Here is a 20881-nt window from a genome sequence, read left to right as displayed (position 1 = left end):
GACGGCAATGGGCACCCCACTCAACGACCGCGTACCCACCCGCCGGCCGCCCACGGCGGCCAGGCACCACCGCAGGGCTACGCGCGGACCCTGCCCCCCGGCCGCCCTCCGAGTGTGAAAAGGCGGCTGGAAGGGGCGGGTCAAGGGTGGAGCGCAAGCGGAATCGCGAAGCGACGCGACGATAGGAGCGCCCTTGACGCGCCCCTTCCAGCCGCCACACTCGGAAAGAGGGCGGCCGCACCAGAAGCCCACCAGAAACCCCCACCCCGACTACCCCCTCCCCCGCCCCCACGCCCCGACGCCCGACGCCCCGACCGCCAGGGAGTGCGGCCCGCTCTCAATCGGCCTCGGCCCACGCGTGGCGCGGGCCCCAGGTGCGCCACCTGCTGGTGTCGGCGGGTACCGCAGGGGCCTCCTCCATAAGCTCCCGGAAGATCCCGTCCATTTCAGCGGTCGCAGTCGCCGGCATCACCCACTCCGACTCCGGGAGCTCCGCGAGCTCGCGCTCGAACCAGTCCCGGGCGTCCAGGTCAGCGTCCGGTGCGACTCGACGGTGAACCCGGCGTCGTCGAGCCGGGCGGCCGGCCGGCGCTGCCGGCGGCGGTGCACGTAGACCTTCATCGGGTGACCGCCGTACCCCGGCGCCGACGGCTACATCGCCGTCGGCGGTCAGGAGGACGCCCCGATCACCGACACCCGCGAGGCCCTGCGCAACCTCATCCTGGAGATCAAGGCCGGCAAGGCCGACCATCTTCTATAACCACCACGGCACGGGCGACGGTTCGATGCCCACTGCGCCGCCGAGGCTCATGCGGGCCACCGCCTATGCTGTGATCACGCGCAATGTGCGCCACGGGGGAGGCAGTTGAGGTGTTGGGGGAGTTGCACGACGGCGCTCCCCGGGCCATCGGCCCGTACCGGGTCGTCGCCCGGCTCGGCGCGGGTGGCATGGGCGAGGTGTTTCTCGGGGCGGACGAACGGACCCCCGCGGTACGGACGTTCGTCGCGCTGAAGATCGTACTGCCGGGGATGGCCGACGAGCCCGGCTTCCGTACCCGCTTCCGGCGCGAGATCGAGACCGGCCGGGCGGTCGTCGGGCGCTACACCGTCGACGTCCTGGACGGCGACCATGAGGCGGTCCGCCCCTGGCTCGCCACCGAGTACGTGCCGGGGCCGACGCTCGAACAGGCCGTGCGTGACCACGGACCGCTGCCCGAGGCGTCGGTGGCCCTGCTCGGCCGCGACCTCGTGCGCGCGCTCCGCTCGATCCACCACGCCCGCATCCTGCACCGCGACCTGAAGCCGAGCAACGTCCTGCTCACGGCCGACGGTCCCAAGGTCATCGACTTCGGCATCGCCCGCGCCTTCGGCGCGAGCCGGCTGACCGGCACGGGAATGATGATCGGCTCGCCCGGCTTCATGTCGCCCGAGCACGTCGCGGGCGGCGAGCACGTCGTCGCCGCGTCGGACGTGTTCTGCCTGGGCGCCGTCCTCGTCCACGCGGCGGCGGGCCGCAGCCCGTTCGGCGAGGGTTCGCTGCCCGCCGTGCTGTACCGCATCGCCCGCGCCGAGGCCGATCTCACGGGCGTCCCGCCCGGCCTGCGGGACATCGTCGCCGACTGCCTGCGCCTGGACCCGTCCGACCGCCCGGATGCCCTGGCCCTCGGCCACCGCCTCGACGCGGCCGTCGCGGCGACGACGCCCGGAACCGCCACGACGCCCGGCACCGCCACGACGCCCGGCGCCGCGACGGCCCCCTCGGCCGGGCCCGTCTCCCCCTGGCCGGCGCCGCTGGCCCGCGCGATCGACGACCGGGTGCGCGAACTGACCGCGCTCGACGCCCGCCTGGGCCCGCCGGTCGCGCACCCGCTCACCGTGCCCGCCCGCGCGCCCGGCCTGCACGAGGCCGCCACGATGACCGCGCCCGCACGGGTGGCCGATGCCGAGGACGACGCCGCCCGTCGCCGCCGTACGAGGCGACTCACCGCCGCCGTCGTCGCCCTGGCCGTCGTGACCGCGACGATCGTCGTCGCCCGCTCGACGGACCTGTGGCCCGGCAGCGGACCGAACGACCCTCCGGCGAACGGCGCGCCCGGCTCGCCCTCGCCCTCCGGCGGCGCCGGCCTCCCGCGCACCGTCACGTCGATGGACGCCCTCGGGGCGGCCGACCGCAACCGCAGCTTCGACGCCGCGCCCTCCCTGCGCCCGGCCGGCTGGAAGCCCTGGGACGCGCGACTCCCCGCCGGCCCGACCGCCTGCGCGGCCGACCCGGCCACGCTGGCCTGCCGGTTGGACGACGGGTCCCTGCAGGCCCTCGCTCCGGCCGACGGCAAGCTCCTGTGGCGGGCCCGGCCGGGCGCCGGGTCCGCGGCCGGTGCGGCGACCGGTCCGCTCATAGCCGGGGACGTGGTCGTCTCCGCCGAGGACGGACGTCTGCGCGCGCGATCCGTCCGTGACGGCGCCGTTCGCTGGGACACGCCGTTCACCGGACGGCCGGTCGGCCGGCTGCTCGGCGTCGAGCGGCAGGTCTTCGTCAACCGTGCCGACGCGACCGGGGTGCACGTGGACGCGTACGACCTCGCCACCGGGAAACGCCGGTGGACCGAAGTCGTGACGACGGCCTCCGCCTCCAAGGCCGGGACCGACGGCAAGGCCAGGAACGACGACAAGGCCGGGAACGACAACAGCAAGACCGGAAACGACAGCAAGACCGGGAAGGCCGAGCGGTACGGGGCGATGGCCTACGGGATGGGTCGCCTGCTCGTGAACGGCGAGCGCGGGCTCACGGCCCGCGATCCGGCGACCGGCGAGATCGAACTGACCGCCCCCGAGGCCACCCCCGCGGGCGGGTCCGGCACCACGAAGGCCTGCCCCGACCCGCGCATCTCGTCGAGCCAGCTGTTCTGCCCCGACCCGAACGGCAAGGGCATGCACGTACGGCTCCTGCGCGATCTGAGCCAGCTCTTCACGTCCGACGACCGGGTCACGATCCCGTCCACCGCGGCCGGCGACGTCGGCTGGGTCTTCGGTCCCGTGCGCAGCCTGTCGATGCTGATCGCCCTGCCCGCGCACGGGCGTGTCGTGTGGATCGGCAACAACCAGGTCGACGGAACACCCGCGGCCGAGGCCGGCCCCGTCCCGCGCGCCCGGGACGGCTCCCCGGCCGCCGTCGGCACGCCCGTCCTGCTCGGCTCGGCCGCCACATACGCCGACAACGCCTCGCTGTACGTCCGCCCCGCGGACGGCGCCCTGACCGTGGTACCGGTGCCGGGTGCGCCGGGGAACGTGTCCTCCGCGCAACGGCCGCCGGAACTCATGCCCATGGGCGACGTGGTCGTCCTCGGGTACGCCGACGGGACCGTGCGGAGCATGGCGCTGCCCGACGCCTGACGGGCAGTCCGCCACCACCAGCCCTGCACCGCGGCAGCGCCGCGGGACATCCGACCGAGTCATTGGGGAACCGTCATGCTTCAGCCGCTGGACGCCGCCGCCGTGCGCCGCGTCGGACCGTACGTGACGTTCGCCGTCATCGGCTCGGGCGGCATGGGCGCCGTCCACCTCGCCCGCCGAGCGGACGCCCAGGGAGCCGAAGCCGGAGCCGGAGTCGGAGCCGAAGCCGGGGCCGGGGACTCCGCGGTGGAGGGGGCGGGCCGGCCGACGGCCCCGGTACTGGCGGCGGTCAAGACGGTCCACGCCGGACTCGGCGTGGACGACCGGTTCCGGATCCGGTTCCGCCGCGAGGCGGAGGCCGCCCGCGCCGTACGCGGCCCGTACACGGCGGCCCTGCTGGACGCCGACCCCGACGGCAACCCCCCGTGGCTGGCCACCGAGTACGTCCCCGGCCCCTCGCTCGCCGACGCCGTCTCCCGGCTCGGCCCGCTGCCCCTGCCGTTGGTCCGCGCCCTGGGCGCCGACCTCGCCCGGGCCCTGCGGGCCGTCCACGGCGCCCGGCTGCTGCACCGCGACCTCAAGCCGGGCAACGTCCTGCTCTCCGCGGACGGCCCGAAGCTGATCGACTTCGGCATCGCGCGGGCCTTCGACGGCACGGTCCTGACCGCCGCGGGGCAGGTGATCGGCACGCCCGGGTTCATGTCCCCGGAGCAGGTGGCGGGCCAGGACGTCCTCGGCCCGGCCTCGGACGTCTTCGCCCTGGGCAGTCTGCTCTGCTGGGCGGCCACGGGGCGCGGACCGTTCGACGACACGGAACTCGCCGCCGTGTTCAGCCGGATATCGGAGGGCCACGCCGATCTCGTCGGTCTCCCGGCCGAGTTGCACGAGATCGTGGCGGCGTGCCTGGCCGTCGATCCGGCCGCCCGCCCCACGACGGACGCCGTCCTCCGCGCCCTGGACGAGCGCGCCGCGGAGGAACGGCCGGGCGCCGTGCTCGCCCGCAGGGAGGGTCCGTTCCCCTGGAACGGCGAGGTCCGTGAGCTGATCGGCACGTACGAGGCGGAGACCCGCCGGCTGCTCGCCGCCGCGCCGAAGGAGCCGCCTGCCGCGGCGCCGGGACAGCCGCCCCGGCCCCACACCGCGCCGGGACAGGCCGGCGCGCCCGGCCCGTGGGGCGTGCCCGGGCGGGCGTACGCTCCGACTCCGGCCGCCGCCCCCACTCCCGCACCGCGCGGGGCGAAGCGGCGCACCGGCGTCGTCGCGACGGCCGTGGCCGGGGCTCTGGCCCTGGTCGGCGGACTCCTCGTCGGCCTCGGCTACTCCGGCGGCGACAGCGGCGACGGCGCCCGGCTCGGGCCGAGCCCCTCGGCGTCCGCCCCGCAGCCGCCGCCGGTGGACGGGATCGAGCACGTCAGCGCGCGGGACGCGGTGGGCGCCCCGCGCACGCTGTCGTACCCGGCTCCGTCGCCCGACGGGAGCGACACCCCCCGCGGCTGGAAGCCGTGGCGGGCCGCCCACAAGGGCCGCGTGAGCAGCTGCGTCCACCAGGAGGACCTGCTGATCTGTGCGGGCGGGTCGTCCGCGACGGCGTTCGACCCCGCGGACGGCTCCGTCGTCTGGCAGCGCCCCAACGGCGCGCTCATCCCCGGCGTCTCCCGCGACCGCGTGTACCTCTCCGAGGGCGAGGCGGTCGTCGTCGCGCAGCGCTCCGACGGCAAGACGGTGGGGCGTTGGCCGGGAACGGCCGGCTTCGTCCCCACGCGTGCCCTGGCCGCCGGCGGCGTCGTGTACGTCGGTTACATGGGTGACGCCGGGGTCGGCACGGCGAGCGAGATGATGTTCCGCGCCTACCGGGAGAGCGACGGCTCCATGCTCTGGGAGTCGATGGTGCACCAGGCGTACCCGTGGGGCCTGACCCTCCTCAAGGACAAGCTCTACATCCCGGCGGCCGGCCCGATGAGCATCCTCGACCCGAAGACCGGCAAGGAGCTCGGGACGGACCGCGTCTGCCTCGATCCCGTGGTGAGCCTGGCGGGCACGATGCACTGCAACTTCAATATGGACGGGAAGGTCGAGGACGAGATCGTGGCCGCCGGGCCCGACGACGTCGTGATCACTCAGCAGGGCCACGAGGCGGGGGCGATCCTGATCTCCGCGGTGAAGGCGTCGACCGGCCGGGTGCTGTGGTCCCAGCCGGTCGTGTCCGCCTCCGAGCCGGTCGGCCTGGGCGGCACCCTGGTCGTCGGCGACCGCGTGGTCGTGGCCACGGGGATGGGCGTCACCTCGTACGCGCTGAAGGACGGCAAGCAGCTCGGCGAACCCGTCCCGGCCACGTGGCAGGTCCCGGCGGACGAGACCAGCCGTCCCTCGTTCCTGGTCGTCGGGGACGTGTTCTTCCTGACCTGGAACGACTCCGTCGTCTCGGCCCGCATCCCCCGCTGACCCGAGCGGGGAAGACCAGGGAGCCGCTCCGGGGCCGGCCGGGCCGCCCGGCCGGCCCGGGAGTCAGCCGCGCTCCGCGCCCGGCTCGACCGCACGCGCCGCCTGCTCCACGCGGTCGTGGTGGGCCTGCCAGAACGCCGCGCCGCCGGGCGGCAGGTTGCTGTTCACGGCTCCGTGACCCGCCGCGCCGTCGGTGAGTTCGCGGACGATGTCCGCGTGGCCCGCATGCCGTTGGGTGTCGCTCAGCACCCGTACGAGGACGTGGTGCAGGGTCACCTGCCGGCGCTCCTCCGGCCACCAGGGTACGAGCCCCTTCGCGTCGAGCGGCAGCTCGGCGACCGTGGCGTCGGTGTGCTTCCACGCCTGGCGGTACAGGTCGATGATCTGCTCCCGCGACTCCTCCGGCGTCGCCCACATGTCGGCGTTGTCCTCCGCGGTCTCCCGGTACCAGGCAGGCGCCGGCCTCGACGCCTCCTCGAAGAACGGCCGCCCGAAGGTGTCCCCGAAGTACCCCAGCTCCACACCGGTCACGTGCTTGACCAGGCCCAGCAGGTTGGTACCGGTCGGGGTCATCGGGCGGCGGACGTCGTACTCCGACAGCCCGTCGAGCTTCCAGAGCAGGGCGTCGCGCGCGTCCTGCAGGTAGCGGAGCAGGTCCGTCTTCATGTCCGTGTCGGTCATGCGCGGCAGTGTCCCACCGGCCACTGACAGTGCAGCTGCGCAGACAGCCGCCCGCCCTGCAGCAAAGCCTGTCGCGCCTGAGCAAGAGGGGGACGGCGAGCGGGACACGCGCGAGGCGGCTGAGTCACGGCGTCGTCCTGCTCGACTCGGAGGGTCTGAGCAAGTTCATTGCCAACGAGGCTCGAGTCACGGGTCTGATTCGGACGGCGCAGTCCAAGGACTCGCTTGTCGCCATCAGCAATCTCACGCTGATCGAGGCGTGGCAGTCGGAGACCCGCATGAATCGATTGCGCCGGAACGTCTCCCGACTGCAGGTTCTGCCCGTCACAGATGCCCTCACATGGCGGGCCATCGACCTGCTCCGGAACGCGAACCTCCACGGCCACGAGTACGCCGTCGTCGCTGCGACCGCACGCGGGCGTTGTCCGCCCACGCTCCCTTTCAGTGCTCCTTTCCACCTTCGGCGGCGAAGGTGATCGGAGTCGCCGTCGGCGCGGCAGCGATGACGGCGATCCCGTCGCCGGGGACTCCGACGGCCGGTCGGGGGACGCGACCGCCGTACGGGACGAGCCGCAGCGCGCCAAGGGCGATCTTGCACTCGCCGGCCTCCTCGACCTTCTTCCTCGCGTCGTCCGCGGCGTCCTGCGCTCGTTCGCAGCATCCCGCGCCCCCTTCGCGTCTCCTGGGACCGCGGCCTTCCCGGCCTTGCTCAGCGCGCCCTTGGCCTTGCCTGTCACCTCGGTGACCCGACCACCTCCCCGGGGACCTGATACCACCCGGGCCGACCGCCCGCTCCTGTCTCAAACATCGAAGCCGGTGTGCCAGTCGATCACCTCCTCCAACGCATCCCGGAAGATCTTGCGCCGGCGCTGGTCCCCTTCCTCGACCTGGACCTCCGCCAGCAACTCTCTGAGGGGCTCAAGTGCCGTGGGATCACCGTCCACGATCGTGTCGAAGACCTCGTCGTCTGTCAGGGCGAAGAAGCGAGCGACCCAGGTACCGAGCTCGGGATCCTCGGGGGAATCCGGCACTTTCGTCCACGAGTTGCAGAGGTGCGCGGCAGGGCGCTCCAGGAGCCAACCCACGTACCGACCATCTGCGATCAGCAGGTCGAGGTCCTGCGCGATTCCGAGCCGCGACCGGACGACCGCACCCCCTGAGAAGCCCTCCTCGGTCAGGCAGACCAGCGCCGAGCCAGAACGCTCACACCACCGCACGGATACCCGCGGCAGGTCGAAATTCCTGCCCGGGACTACTGCCAGACGGGCGTCGGCACGGTCTGCATTCAGCCAGGAACCCGGATCGGTGCCTTCCCTGGCAACTCTGCCGGGAGCCTGAAACCAGGCGCTCACCAATGAACCTGCGTCCAAGGAGAAGCGCATTTCGTCGCTGGCGTCGGCGACCCACCATCCGGCACCGCTCGTCGCCAAGAGGTGCCGCTCGTGGTCGTCCGCACTTCGATAGGGCCCGGCGATGACCAACCGTTCACCGAGGCTCAGGTCTACGGACAAGGGCAGCGGGGCACCGTGCACTACGCGCACAGGCATCTCGCCGAGCCTGATTTTTTCCATGTCAGTCTTCGTCTTTCATCTTGATCTCCACGCCTGGTGGAAGAGTGCCACCCTTCGGGTTGGGTATCTTTCCGCGCTCGATCATTTCCTTGGTGACCGGCATTCCTGGTTCCGTCGGAGATCCGCCATAGATGGCCGCCCCGCTCTCGCCCCTAGGTCCCGATTTTCCATAACTGGTCACCACCTGCCCCGCCTTGGCCCCCTGGCCTTCGACAATCACGATATTGCCGTCCTTCTGGAAGATGAGGCGGCCGCCAGTGCCCGTCGAGGCGTACACCGCTGAATCAGGGTTGCCGAGGATGTCCTTCTCCAGATCGCCTGGGAGCCGCCCGTGATAATTCGGTGCCTTGCGAACTGTCCCCGACTGGGCACGTCCACGGATCTTCTCTGCCCGCTTCTTGTCACGGGAGGTGGCGACCTTCTCGGCCTCCCGCTTCGCCTCGTCCGCCTGCGCCTGCGCCTCGTGCGCCTCTTCACAGGCCTTGCCCTTCCTGCGGCGTCCGGCCAGGACGGCTACCTGACCGTCGGCCGTGTCAGCAGCCAGGATTCCGGTGCCGGGCCCCGCAACCCCGAGGCCGGAGCGGTCACGCCCCCCGTACGGGACGGGGCGGTCACCACCGGCGGCGACGGGGCAGGCTCCTTCCTTCGCGGCCCTCTCCGCGGCATCGTCAGCATGTCGCTGGGCTTCGTCCGCGGCCTTCTTCGCTCCGTCGAGATCACCGGCCTTCGCCGCCCTACGGGCCTTGCCGGCGGCATCGGTTGCCTGCTGTGCCGACTCACCGGCCTTACCCGCGCCCTTTCCCTTGCCCGCTTTGTTGATCTTGTTGATCAGCGAGAAGCCCTTGCCGGCCTTCAGGATGGGGACGAACGTGGTGACTCCGTTGTAGACGAATTCGCCGCCGGCGCGACCCCAGTTGCCGTCTTCGACCGAGTCCTTGACGCTTGTCTAAGGAATTGTGCTCTCGCCCCAACCGGTGCCGTCTACGTGATGAGGCATTTGGATTGCGATTGCATAAGAGTCAACGCCCACGCGCCTGTTCCGACGCGAGTACGAAGACCTGACGTCGACCAGAACCGCCACCTCAGCGCGGCAGCACCACCCACGACCGCTTCCCGTGGTGCGGCGGCTGCGCGTCGCCGAACCCCCACTCGCCGCCCCAGTTCGTCCACCACCGCCGCACGCAGCCACAGCGCCCCCGCCGACGCGCGGCACAGAGGGTCTCGGCGTCCGGGTCCTCGTGCCGCAGATGCTGGTCCCACAGGGCCAGCCGAAGGGCGCCGGCGCCGGACGCCTCTCCCCCGCCCGCCCTCCGTCGCAAGGACAGGTAGAGCCTTCTGTGGCCCCGCCCGGGTCAGACTCGGTCCGCCGCCTCGCGGGCCGCGCGTTCCACGCGGACGCGGTGGTTCTGCCACGTCGCCGCGTCCCATCGAGCGGCAGCTCGGCGACGGTGGCGTCGGTGTGCTTCCACGCGTGGCGGGCGGTACAGGTGGTGATCTGCTCCCGCGGCTCGTCCGGCGTCGCCGTCGCGCGCGTCCAGCAGGTAGCGGAGCAGGTCCGTCTTCATGTCAGCCGAGACGGTTTTGCTCCGTGGTCTTCCAGCCGACACTGACGGCCTCCCGGTCGGCGACCGGCCCCGCTCAACGCGCCGGGGCCGCCACGGGAATCGTCCCGTGGCAGCCCCGGCCGTACTGCACGGCGACTACGAGCCGCTCGCGGTGCGCTGGAAGGAGACCTCCACGCGGCGGTTCTTCTTCCGACCCTCTTCGGTGGTGTTGTCGGCGATCGGGTACTGCTCGCCGTAGCCGCGGATCTCGTACGTGATCCCGGCCGACGCCAGTTCCTTCGCCAGCACCGTGTGCACGGCCTCGGCGCGCTGCTTGGACAGCACGTCACCGTGCGCCGACGAACCGAGGTTGTCGGTGAAGCCGAACACCCGGACCTTCTTCGCGTCCTGCTTCTTGATCTCGGCCGCGATGGCCGCGATCCGCGAGTTCGCGGCGGAGGACAGCTTCGCGCTGTCCTTGCCGAACAGCACCTCCGCCTGGAGCGCGAACTTGATGTCGGTGTTCGTGTCCTCCCGACGCTCGTTGCCCTCCAGGTCCTCGACGACGGACTTGATGTCGAGCACCTTGGCGGCCGCGAGCGTGCCGCCTTCGGGGAGCTTGAGGTCGGGGTCGTTCGGGTCGATCTTCACCGGCGGCGCGGCGGACGCCGACGGGTACGGGTTCTCATCGGCAAGAGCATTCGGCGCGGCCAGCAGGCCGAGAGCGAGCGCCCCGGTGACAGCGACACCGGCCGCGCGCACGGCGGTCCGCCGAGTACGGGTCAGGGTCAGGGTCATCAGGAGATCTCAATCGTGCCGGTGGTGACTCCCGGGAACGTGACGCCGACCTGGGTGGTCGAGGTGGGCGGCGCCGGGAACTGGGCGAAGAAGGGCAGCGTCTTGCCGACCGGAATCGTCGCATCGTAGTTCGTCGTGGTCAGCGGACGGTTGTCCGTGTCCCGCAGCACGTAGTACCGCTTCTTCTCCTTGGCGTCGGTCAGGGTCATCGCCGCCAGGGAGGGGCCCGTCAGGGCAACGTCCTGCTCCGCCCCGTTCCACTGAACAGGAGTGGTGAAGTCCTCGGTACCCGCGTTCTTCATCGTGCCCGTGACTGTGAGGAAGCCACCCGAGTCGCGCTTCGCCTCGTGGATCACCATCTCAAGGCCCTTCTCGCCCTTGAACGTGGCGATGACCTTGCTGTTGTCCGGGTAGGTCTTGCCGTCACCGCTCTTGGACGGCTCGTCCTTACCGGCGCCCGAGGACGAGGACGAGGAGGCGTTCTCCTTGCCCGTGCCGTCGTCCCCGCCGCAGGCGGACAGCGTGAAGGTCAGGGCTGCCGCCAACAGGGCGGCTGCGCCGGCCCGACGCGTCGTCCTCACATGCCGAATGCTCATGACTGGTGTTCCTTTACTTCGCTCGCGGTCAGTCCTCGGCAAGACGGACGTTGAACAGGTCCGCCATGCCCGGAAGGAGGTCTAGATTGCCTGGATCGAGTTCCCAGTCCCTGCCGTCACACTCGAGACCACCCAGAGAGGGCTTCTTGTCGTTGCCCTTGCCCTGATCGTCGTCGTCCCCGTCCTCGGGCTTGGGCGCCTCGGGGGGCTCGAACTGACAACGGAACTCGACCACGGCCGTGGCCTTGGATTCCGCGTAGTCCGTTTCCGTTCCCTCGACGATGCTCTTGCCCACCGGCTTCGTCGCCCTGACGTCCACCGTCACACCCCAGCGACCGTCCCACGTGTCCCGGCAACCGATCTGTCGGGCATCGTTTGCCTGGGCGAAACGTGGTGACTCCCAGCAGCCGTTGCGGCGCTCGGGAACGTTGCCGTTGTTGAACAGGGCCATCAGCCAGGGCACGTCGCGCGCGAGGATGTGCTGACGGAGGGCGTTGTCGAGGTCGTCCCGGGACTCCTGGGCCGCTGCGAGAGCAGCCGCGTCAGCGGCCGTCTGCGTCTTGTTGCGGCTGACATCCGCCTGACCGAACGCGAAGAACATCAACGCGAGAAAGAGCAGGCCGACCACCGCTGCGATGTACAGCGGTGCGGCCTGCCCTGACTCGCCGCGAAGGCGTCGCACTACTTGATGACGCTGCTGATCTTCGTCTTGAAGGTGTTCGCGATGGTCTGACCCATGTTGGTCTGCAGCAGGGCGGCGAGGATCGCGACCACGAGGATCGTGATGCCGACGTACTCCATCGCGCCCTGACCCCGGTCGCGCTTCGCCTGCAGGGCCTCGACGCGGGTGTTCACCCAGGAGCCGACGTAGACCTTGGTGGTGGTGGCAGCCTTCAGCATGACGTCGTTCATGATGTTCCCCTCCGGGTTCGGCCGACCGTTTGCCGGCCGACTCTGCGTAAGTCTTCGTGTCGTTCGCGCTTCCGGCTTCCTCCTGGCCGGTCTCGCTGTCGACATGAGAAACGTACGCCGGGGCAACACCCTCGGGCATGGGTCCCAGGGCCCAACTCCGGTCCCAACGCGGGGATTGGGCCCGCGCCTCGACGAGGTGGGCCCGGAGGCCCTGAATGCGCTCACGCATGGCGGGACGCACCTCCCCGGGTCACGCCGTGCCAGATGGCGATGGCCTCGCCACGGCTGCCGGCGTTGAGCTTCGCGAAGATGCGGTTGATGTGGTTCTTGACGGTCTTCTGACTGATGAAGCAGGTGGCAGCGATCTGCTGATTGGTCATGCCGGACGCGATCAGATCCATCACTTCCACCTCCCTCTGGCTCAGTTCGGACAGCAGGGCCCCACTCACCTGGGGACCCGTTGAAGACTGTCCCATATTCGCTTGCAAAAGCGAAGGGTTTTGCTGTGATTGTTGCGCAGCCGACACGCCGCCAACCGCGTTCACCTGCGGGTTCATTGGTGGCATGGGCTGATGATGCCCACTTGTGTCGTATGCGGGTGCAGACGGTTGCTGCGGTACGACCGGCTGGTAGCCGGGTCCCGTGAACGCCGTGCCCAGGCCCTCCGGCAGAGGATGTCCGCCCTGGCCCGGGACTCCGCCCCGCAGCTGCTCGATGAGCGCGGAGGAGGCCGAATGGGTGAAGTGGGCCCGGCCCTGCTTGATGTCGCGGACCGCGGCGACCAACTGGTCCGCGGTGAACTCGCCGTGGACGAGATAACCGCCCGCGCCCAGCCGCAGCGCCTCGTGCACGATCTCGCTCTCGCGGCTGTAGGTCATCATCAGCACAGGAGCGATGCGGACGAGATGCGGTAGGGCGGATATGCCGTCCACCCCGGGCATACGGACATCCAGCAGGACCACGTCGGGCCTGTGCTGGACCGCTGCCTCGTACGCCTGGCGGCCGTCCGCGCCCTCCGCGACGACCTCGATGTCGTCGCGTCCGGACAGCAGGACGGTCAGACCCGCCCGTACGACGGGGTTGTCGTCGGCGACGACGACCCGCAGCGGCTGGACCGCGGAGGGCGCCTGCTGGGGCAGGGCCGGGAAGCCCCCGGAGCCCGGGGTGGGTGAGGTGGGGACGGGTGATCCGGAAACCGGTGTTCCAGCGGTGTGGTGGGAGCTGAGCGGTGACGGATGCGACGAGGTGTGCTGCGAGACGTGATGCTGCTGGGTCCAGTGCTGGCCAGAGCTGGGGGAAACGTCGTCCGGCATGGTGCGGCCTCCTCTCTCAGAAGGTGGGGGACGTCAGGGAAGGAGCAGTCATGACAACGTGCTGTGGGGGGAGCAGCCGGGCCCACTCCGGGCCCAGCGATGCGACGGACAGTTCCAGTCGTACTTCGGTGCCTTGCGCGGCCCGGCCCTTGCCGATGCGGATGCGCGCCCCGATGGACGCGGCCCGCTCGACCATGCCGACCAGGCCGAAGTGCCCGGCGCGCCTGAGGTCGTCGAGCGTGGTGCCCGCGGGCAGGCCGGCGCCGTCGTCGTAGACGCTGATCCTCAGGACGTCCCCGACGATGCCGGCGGAGACCTCCACGTGCGTCGGACGGGCGTGCCGGTGCGCGTTCTCCATGGCCTCGCCCGCGATGGTCAGCGCATGACGGGCGATGACCTGCGGCATCGGCGGGACGGGGATCGGACTCAGGCGGCGGAACGTCGCCCGGAAGCTGTGGCGGCGCGAGAAGTCGGCGGTCCGCGCCTCCAGTTCCGTCACCACGTCGACGCCTCCGTCGAGGCCCGATTCGCGGCGCAGGTCCGAGAGCAGTTCCCGGGACTCCGCCGCCGCCCGCCGGGCCGAGCGGGCGACCAGTTCGGCCTGGTGCTTCACGGTGAGCGGATCCATCCGCTCGACCGTGCTGGCCAGGCCGTCCGCCGCGAGCGCCAGACCGTGCAGGGTCTTCGCGACGGAGTCGTGCATCTCCCGGGCAAGCCGGGACCGCTCCCCCTCGACCGCCTCATTGACGGCCAGCCGGGCGCGGGTCTCGGTCAGTGCGGTGGACGCGGCGCCGAAGCGGAGCAGCAGCCCGCGCAGGGTGCTGCCGACGGCGCCGGCCATCAGACACAGGCCGACAAGGAGCAGTGCCGACATGTCGGCTTCGGCCGGGCTCACACCGTAGGCCGCGCCGAGCAGCGCGACCTGGCAGACCGCGAACACCGCGCCGCCGCGCCAGCTGTAGACCAGGCCGGCGAGGAGAGGCGTACAGATGGTGACGTAGGCGAGCGTGGAGTTCGGCGACGCGGCGAACAGCAGCAGCGCGCCGAAGACCATGTCCGCCGCGAGCAGCCACGGATGCTTGAGCAGGAACGGACCGAAGCGCTCCCAGTCCCGCAGCAAGGCGTACGAGCCCATGACCGTGACCAGGACGGCTGCTCCTATGAGCCAGCCGGCCAAACCGTGCTCGGCCTTGGCGAGGGCGAACGGGGTGGCGAGCGCCGTCATGGCGAGCCGGAAGCCGAAGAGCTGCCGACAGAGCGCCTGGAGCGCGTTGATCTGGATGGGAATCCCGGGCGCCGGCTCGATGGCCGGCTGCGCCAGTCCACCACTGATCCCACCGGACATCATCGTCATGCCGTCGTCACCCCCTTCTTTCCTTCTCGTGCAGTCGCCGTGATCACCCGAACATGGTGCCGAAGTCGACCTCGGAGGCGTAGTAGAAGCCCACGCCGATGAGGATCATGGTGGCCGGCAGCATGAAGCTGGTGATGAGGAGCGTGGCCTTCGGTACGGCCTTCGATGCCTTCTGACGCGCCAGCTGTGCGTCCGTGCGGCGCATGTCGTTGGCGATCTGGATGAGCGTGTCGACGATCGGGGCGCCGAGCTCCTCACCCTGCTGGAGCGCGGAGACGAACATCGACACCTGCTCCGATTCGTTGCGCCTCCGCAGCTCCTCGAACGCCTGCCGGCGACCCATGCCCATGTCCATCTGACGCAGGGTGATCTTGAGTTCGTCGGCCCAAGGTCCCTCGTACTTCTCCGAAACGCGCTCGAGCGCCTGCCGGAAGCCGAGACCGGCGGAGACGACGACCGCGAGGACGTCGAGGAAGTCGGGGAGCGTGCGCTCGATGTCGTCGCGTCGCTTCTGCAGCGCGATGCGGAGCAGGAAGTCCACCCAGAAGAGGCCGTAGACACCGAAGATGACCGCGAGGAAGACCTGGCCGTTGATCAGCGTGGCGAACGCCGCAGCGCCACCGAGGATCGTGTAGCCAGCCTTCCGTGCCGCATAGCGGTTGATGGTCATGCCGTTCGGATTGCCCGCAAGATCGAGCTTCTTGCGCATCTTGTCGACGCGCTTCGGGCCCATGATCTTGTGCACCCGCCCGACATGCCGCTCACCGAGCTTGTCGATGAGCGAACCCGTCGCGCTCGTACGCGACGACCCCGACTCCAGCGCCGACACCAGGTCGCCGGGGAGCTTCGCGTCCGCGCGGTACATCCGTACGCCCTGGAAGACGCCCCAGACGGCGAGGCCTATGACAAGGGAGAGAATCAGATCCATGACAGCGTCCTCGCCCTTCAGGTACGGATCTTGGTGAGTCGGGTGATCAGGAAGAAGCCGGTGGCGTAGAGGCCGGCAGCGACGATCACGGCGATCTTTCCGGTGGTGGCCGCGGTCATGTCGTCCAGTGCGCCGTCGCGCATGCTGTCGATGATCAGCAGGAAGCCCGCGCCGAGCAGGGGCACCATCACGGCCGTCATCTTCACCTGCGAGAGGAGCGTGTTGACCTCGCGTCGGGTCTCCTTGCGCTCCTCCAGCGTGTCGGTGAGGTTGCGCAGCGAGGTGACGATGGTGCCGCCCGCGCGGCTGGAGAGGATCAGGGTCGTCATCAGTACCGTCAGCTCACGGGACGGCAGGCGCTCGCTCAGCTCGTTCAGCGCGTCCTCCAGCGAGTGGCCGACGGCCAGCTGGTCGGCCACGCGGCGCAGTTCGGAGCGGGCCGGGTCGTCCATCTCCTCGCAGGCCATCGCGATGGCGGTGCGCAGCGCGAGGCCGGCCTGGGTGGCGTTGGCGAGGAGGCGGGTCAGCTCGGGGAGCTGGTTGATGAACGCCTCGGTGCGCTTGTTGATCTGCATGTTGAGGAAGGCGTTGCCGCCCCACACGCCGATCGCTGCGGCCAGCAGGCCGAAGAACGGGGCGAAGATGGACGAGACGATGAAGTACAGCACCACGAGCACGGCCACGACGTAGACGGCGTACTCGCCCGGCGTCATGTCCAGACCCGTGGCCGCGAGCTTGCGCTCGATGTGGTTGCCGAGCTTGGTGCCGCGCAGCCTGCGGTCGACCTTGCCGAACCGGCGGCGCCGGCCCACGCCCTCGAACTGTCCCGTCTGGGACATCCGCCGGTAGAGCTCCTCCTGGTGGGCCTTGCCCGACGAGAAGGCGTGCACGCCTATCACCACGAGCACACACGCGGCGAGCGTGACTCCGATCGTCAGAAGCGGGAGTTTGTCCATGTCGGGCGGGAACCTTCGGGTGAGCGGCGGATGGGGGGACGTGGGGCGGGGCCCGTCGGGCGGCGGCCTAGGCGGACTTGCGCATGTTCAGCTGGTCGTCGGACTGGGCGACTCCGAACGCGGCGGGAATGGGCTCGCTCCTCATGTACAGCTTCTCGGCGATGCGGCGGGGCAGCGGGTAGTACTCCCAGTTGCCGTAGATCCGGCCGTCGGCGGCCATCGGCTGGGCGTGGTACTTGCAGACCGAGACGATCCGGTAGTCCTCGCGGCCGTGCGAGTCGACGATGGCGATCTCGGTGATGCGGCGGGAACCGTCGGTGTGACGGGTCAGCTGGACGATGACGTCGAGGGCGCTGTTGATCTGGTCCTTGATCGCCACGAAGGGGATCTCGACCTCGGACATGGACGCCAGGGTCTGGAGTCGCATGAGCGCGTCCTCGGCGTTGTTCGCATGGACGGTGGCGAGCGAGCCGTCGTGACCGGTCGACATCGCCTGGAGCATGTCAAGGGTCTCACCGCCACGGACCTCACCGACGATGATGCGGTCGGGTCGCATACGCAGGGAGTTCTTGACCAGGTCGCGAATGGTGATCTGGCCCTTGCCCTCGACGTTCGGGGGCCGGCTCTCCAGGGTGATGACGTGGGTCTGCTGGAGCCGGAGCTCGGCGGAGTCCTCGATCGTCACGATGCGCTCGCCGTCGGGAATGAGTCCCGAGAGCGCGTTGAGCAGGGTCGTCTTTCCGGTACCGGTGGCGCCGGACACGATCACGTTGAACTTGGCCCGCACCAGACCGGACAGCAGCACCATCATGTGCTCGTCCAGCGAGCCCAGGCCGATCATCTCCGCGAGCGTGTACGCGCGGGGGAACCGTCGGATGGTGAGGATCGGGCCCGTCAGGGACAACGGCGGGATGATGACGTTGACACGCTCGCCGGAGGGCAGACGGGCGTCGACCATCGGGTTCGCCTCGTCCACACGGCGGTTGACGGTCGACACGATGCGCTCGATGGTCTGCATGAGCTGCTCGGACGACGAGAAGCGCATCGGCAGCAGTTCGAGCCGGCCGCCGCGCTCGACGAAGACCTGGTCGGGGCCGTTGACCATGATCTCGGAGACCGACGCGTCTTCGAGCAGCGGTTCCAGGATGCCGAGGCCGAGGGCCTCGTCGACGACGCGCCGGATGAGCTGGGAGCGCTCGTTGGTGGAGAGGACCGGGCCCTCGCGGCTGATGATGTGGCCGAGGACGCGTTCCAGGCGGGCCCGGCGCTCGGCCGCGGCCAGCGAGGACATCTCCGCGAGGTCGATCTCCTGGAGGAGTTTGGCGCGGTAGACACCGACGAGGAGGTCGCCCTCGTTCTGGCCGCTGTTCGGCTCAGGGCTGTTGATGCGTGCCCTCAAGCTCATGTCGTCAACTCCTGCGTGCTGCTGGTTGCTTACTCGGTCGTGCGTGTACGGGGCCGGGTCCTGTCCCGGTCGGGACCGGTCGGTCCCGGTCGGTCCGGGTCAGTCCCTCGGCATCGTGGCGCTCTTCTCGGCCTCGCCGAAGCTGATGCCGGGCACGACCGAGGGGACCTTGACGCGGACGGTCACGGTGACCTCGTCGCCCCAGCCGCTCTTGGTGATCCGGGCGCCGCCGTTCTTCTCCAGGAAGTCGGAGAGCGAGTCCCGGGCGGCGCGCTCGTACCAGGTGTCGTTGCGCTGGTCGGAGTCGGCGCGGGCGGCCGCGCGCGCGGCGGTGCCGGCCTGCTGGGCGGCGAAGACGCCGAGGCCGAGCTGGATGACGAGCAGGCCGACGAGGAGCAGGAGCGGGGTCCAGCTGACCAGTTCGATACCTGCCTGGCCGCGGTCGCGGCGCTGTGTGCGGTTGCGTACGCGGAGGTTCATCGTCAGTTCTCCCTCGCCGCTGCGGACGTGAGCTCGGCGTCGAAGCCGATGCTGGGACCGCCGGGGAAGAGCAGCGGGATCGGCAGTTCGACCTCGGCCTCGACCATGTCCTTGTTGTCCGGATCAAGCCCGCAGTCGATGCGCGCGTCACGCCACTGCTCCGGCAGGTCCTCCCGCCCGGCGATCTCACACATCCGGTCCCGGCCGTCCCACCAGTTGTAGTCGGTCACCGCCGCCTCGCGGACCGCCTTGTCCGCCGCGTTCCCCGCCAGCGAGAAGGTGTAGCCGATCAGGGCGCACTGCCACAGCACGACCAGCACCAGCAGCATCAGCGGGAACGTGCCCGCGAACTCGATGGACGTCTGGCCCCGGTCGTCAGCCGACCGGGCAGGCGCTCCCACCCGTATCTCTGGTGAACTCATGATTCAACGTTCCCCCTTGACTCCTGATGACGACTGACTTGCGGCTGACTGACCACTGACCGGCTCGCCGGCTCAGCCGCGCTTGCGCAGCCCGAACGACCCCCGGTCGCCGCCCTTCGCGCGACCGCCCGCCTTCTCCGGCTGCTCCTCGCGCTTCACGAGCTCCAGCTCGCCCGCCAGGGCCCACATCGCCTGCTTGACCACGGCCCGGGCCTCCAGGTCCTGCATCCGGCCCGCGTCCACGGACGCCTGCAGTTCCTTGAAGTTGGACGGGATCGCGACGCCGGCCACCTTCGTCCCGGTGATCTTCTGGACGAGCGGCGGCTGGATCTCGGTGTTGCGGATGTAGCGGTTGACCACGGTGACCGTCTCCTCCGCCTTGCGGATCTGGAGGCGGGTCCACAGACCCACCATCCGCTTGGCGGCGCGCACGGTGATCACGTCCGGGGTGGTCACCAGGACGGCCCGGTCGGCCATCTCGATCGCGGCGGCGTTGGCGGAGTTCAGGACGGAGCCGCAGTCGATGACGACGATCTCGTACTTGGTGCGCAGGGCGCTGATGACCTGCCGTACGGCGCGGTCGTTGACCTCCTCGGCCCGCTCGCCCTCGCCGGGGGCGAGGAGGAGCGAGACGTTCCCCGCCTTGTCGCCGGAGTAGACGACGTCCTGGAGGACGCGCGGCGTGATGTCCTGGATGGAGGCCAGGTCGACGATGGAACGGCGGTGCTGGACGTCCAGGTACGAGGCGACGTCGCCGGCCTGGAGGTCCAGGTCGACCAGGACCGCGCTCATGCCCGACGCCTGCGCCGCCAGCGCTGTCTGGACGGCGATGACGGTGGTGCCGACGCCGCCCTTCGAGCCGCTGAAGGTGACGACCTTTCCGCCGGGTCCGCTGAACAGGTCGGCGCCCTGGCCCAGGTGACGGCGGACGCCCACGGACCAGGCGGCCGCGGCCTGGACGCGCTGGGTCAGCTCCTCGTACGAGAGGGGCAGCCCGACCAGGCCGCGGGCGCCGGAGTCCATCGCCGCCGAGTACAGCCCGGGGCTGGCGTCGGCGGTGACGAGGATGACGCCGACGGCCGGGAACCGCAGGGAGACCTCACGGATCAGCTCCAGCGCGGGGACCGGACCGATCCGTTCGTGCACCAGGACGACCTCGGGGAGCTCGTCGAGAGACTCGCCCGCCAGTTGCGAGAGCAGGTCGATGAGCGAGGTCGAGTCACCGACCGGCTGGGCCGGCTCCGCGTCGGGGAGCTGGCTCAGCAGGGTGGTGATGGATCGGGCGGCGTCGGCGTCGCCGACCGCGGGGAGGATACGTGTGGTCATCCGAGTGTCACCTGCTCGTGTCTTCCTGCAGCGTGTACCGGTCCTCGCCGGGCCGCAGGGTGGTGGGGCTGCCCTTGGCGACAAGGGCAAGACGGAGGTTCACGGCGAACGACTCCGCGAAGGCGACTCGCTGGGCGTCCTGGGTGTTCAGTGCGAAGGTGATCGGCACCGCCTCGGCGGCGCCGGCGTTGCGGTCGTCCTTCTTCGGCTCCAGGGCGGTCAGCTGGCCGACGTCCAGGACCTTGGCGTTGGCGACGATGATGCGGGACTCGGCCGGCTTCTTCTCGCCCAGCGCCTCGTCGTTGAACGTGGCGAAGATGTTGACCAGCGCGCCGGGCGTGATCTTGCCGGCCACACCGGTCGCCGCGTCGATCATGATGGCGATCTCCTGCTGGTTGTTCTCCAGCGCGGGACGCTTGACGATCATGTCTTCCTGCAGGAGCGAGCCCCGCCGCAGCGCCGTCACCGCGGTCTTCTGGTCGATCACGCTGATGTCCGTGACCGCGTTGGGCGACAGCCACCGCTTGGGCATGCTGACCTTCTCGAACTGGCCCGGTTCGAGCTTGCTGTACGGGGCTATGTCCTTCTTCAGCCGGTACGCGGTGACTTCGGGCCCCACCTTGGAATTCACGTCGCTGATCACCGACAGGACACCGGCGAAGGCTGCGAAGGCGCACAGCACGGAAAGGAGCAGAAGAACGACGCCGCGGCGTTGGCGTGAATTCATGGGCGGGACAACCTCATTGGGAGACGGTTACGGGCA

18 protein-coding genes are annotated in these 20881 nt (G+C 70.3%); 2 read left to right on the top strand and 16 right to left on the bottom strand.

Features of this window, described 5'->3' with window-relative positions:
- The first annotated feature begins 870 nt into the window (after window positions 1–870).
- On the top strand, window positions 871–3390 hold the full coding sequence (locus tag ABZO31_RS21400; RefSeq protein WP_406862845.1) for a protein kinase domain-containing protein: 2520 nt from the start codon (window positions 871–873) through the stop codon (window positions 3388–3390).
- Window positions 3391–3465: 75 nt separating this feature from the next.
- Window positions 3466–5832: a protein kinase domain-containing protein gene (locus tag ABZO31_RS21395; protein ID WP_406862844.1), complete on the top strand. Its 2367-nt coding sequence runs from the start codon at window positions 3466–3468 to the stop codon at window positions 5830–5832.
- A gap of 63 nt (window positions 5833–5895) precedes the next feature.
- Here the strand turns inward: ABZO31_RS21395 and ABZO31_RS21390 are convergent, their stop codons facing one another.
- The 16 genes from ABZO31_RS21390 to cpaB form a co-directional block, all read right to left on the bottom strand.
- On the bottom strand, window positions 5896–6513 hold the full coding sequence (locus ABZO31_RS21390; protein ID WP_406862843.1) for a DinB family protein: 618 nt from the start codon (window positions 6511–6513) through the stop codon (window positions 5896–5898).
- 800 nt (window positions 6514–7313) lie between these two features.
- Window positions 7314–8084 carry a hypothetical protein gene (locus ABZO31_RS21385; RefSeq protein WP_406862842.1) on the bottom strand — a complete coding sequence of 257 codons (771 nt, stop codon included), beginning with the start codon at window positions 8082–8084 and terminating at the stop codon, window positions 7314–7316.
- A gap of 1 nt (window position 8085) precedes the next feature.
- On the bottom strand, window positions 8086–8361 hold the full coding sequence (locus tag ABZO31_RS21380; RefSeq protein ID WP_406862841.1) for a hypothetical protein: 276 nt from the start codon (window positions 8359–8361) through the stop codon (window positions 8086–8088).
- A 1423-nt stretch (window positions 8362–9784) separates the two neighbouring features.
- On the bottom strand, window positions 9785–10426 hold the full coding sequence (locus tag ABZO31_RS21375) for an OmpA family protein (protein ID WP_406862840.1): 642 nt from the start codon (window positions 10424–10426) through the stop codon (window positions 9785–9787).
- Window positions 10426–11022 (bottom strand): hypothetical protein, encoded by a 597-nt coding sequence (locus tag ABZO31_RS21370; protein ID WP_406862839.1) that lies wholly within the window; start codon window positions 11020–11022, stop codon window positions 10426–10428. The genes ABZO31_RS21375 and ABZO31_RS21370 overlap by 1 nt, the downstream gene beginning before the upstream one ends.
- Window positions 11023–11050: 28 nt before the next feature.
- Window positions 11051–11704, bottom strand: a complete 654-nt coding sequence (locus ABZO31_RS21365) for a pilus assembly protein TadG-related protein (protein WP_406862838.1) — start codon at window positions 11702–11704, stop codon at window positions 11051–11053.
- Complete coding sequence (locus ABZO31_RS21360; protein ID WP_406862837.1) at window positions 11704–11934, bottom strand: hypothetical protein; 231 nt, start codon at window positions 11932–11934, stop codon at window positions 11704–11706. The genes ABZO31_RS21365 and ABZO31_RS21360 overlap by 1 nt, the downstream gene beginning before the upstream one ends.
- Window positions 11935–12155: 221 nt before the next feature.
- A complete protein-coding gene (locus tag ABZO31_RS21355; RefSeq protein ID WP_406862836.1) occupies window positions 12156–13247 on the bottom strand; it encodes a response regulator in 1092 nt (363 codons plus the stop codon).
- A gap of 16 nt (window positions 13248–13263) precedes the next feature.
- Window positions 13264–14601: a sensor histidine kinase gene (locus ABZO31_RS21350; protein ID WP_406862835.1), complete on the bottom strand. Its 1338-nt coding sequence runs from the start codon at window positions 14599–14601 to the stop codon at window positions 13264–13266.
- A gap of 43 nt (window positions 14602–14644) precedes the next feature.
- Window positions 14645–15529, bottom strand: coding sequence for a DUF5936 domain-containing protein (locus tag ABZO31_RS21345; protein ID WP_406862834.1), 885 nt, complete (start codon window positions 15527–15529; stop codon window positions 14645–14647).
- A 17-nt stretch (window positions 15530–15546) separates the two neighbouring features.
- Entirely contained in the window at window positions 15547–16485 is a 939-nt protein-coding gene (locus tag ABZO31_RS21340) for a type II secretion system F family protein (RefSeq protein ID WP_406862833.1), read from the bottom strand.
- Between the two features lie 67 nt (window positions 16486–16552).
- Complete coding sequence (locus ABZO31_RS21335) at window positions 16553–17890, bottom strand: CpaF family protein (RefSeq protein WP_406862832.1); 1338 nt, start codon at window positions 17888–17890, stop codon at window positions 16553–16555.
- 99 nt (window positions 17891–17989) lie between these two features.
- Window positions 17990–18370 carry a TadE/TadG family type IV pilus assembly protein gene (locus ABZO31_RS21330; RefSeq protein ID WP_406862831.1) on the bottom strand — a complete coding sequence of 127 codons (381 nt, stop codon included), beginning with the start codon at window positions 18368–18370 and terminating at the stop codon, window positions 17990–17992.
- A 2-nt stretch (window positions 18371–18372) separates the two neighbouring features.
- Window positions 18373–18792: a TadE/TadG family type IV pilus assembly protein gene (locus tag ABZO31_RS21325; protein WP_406862830.1), complete on the bottom strand. Its 420-nt coding sequence runs from the start codon at window positions 18790–18792 to the stop codon at window positions 18373–18375.
- A gap of 72 nt (window positions 18793–18864) precedes the next feature.
- Complete coding sequence (locus ABZO31_RS21320; protein ID WP_406862829.1) at window positions 18865–20118, bottom strand: AAA family ATPase; 1254 nt, start codon at window positions 20116–20118, stop codon at window positions 18865–18867.
- Between the two features lie 7 nt (window positions 20119–20125).
- A complete protein-coding gene (cpaB, locus tag ABZO31_RS21315) occupies window positions 20126–20845 on the bottom strand; it encodes a Flp pilus assembly protein CpaB (protein WP_406862828.1) in 720 nt (239 codons plus the stop codon).
- Between the last annotated feature and the right edge of the window lie 36 nt (window positions 20846–20881).

Source organism: Streptomyces solicamelliae (assembly GCF_045348655.1).
GTDB lineage: Bacteria > Actinomycetota > Actinomycetes > Streptomycetales > Streptomycetaceae > Streptomyces > Streptomyces solicamelliae.
This window is presented reverse-complemented; position numbering and strand designations above follow the sequence as displayed.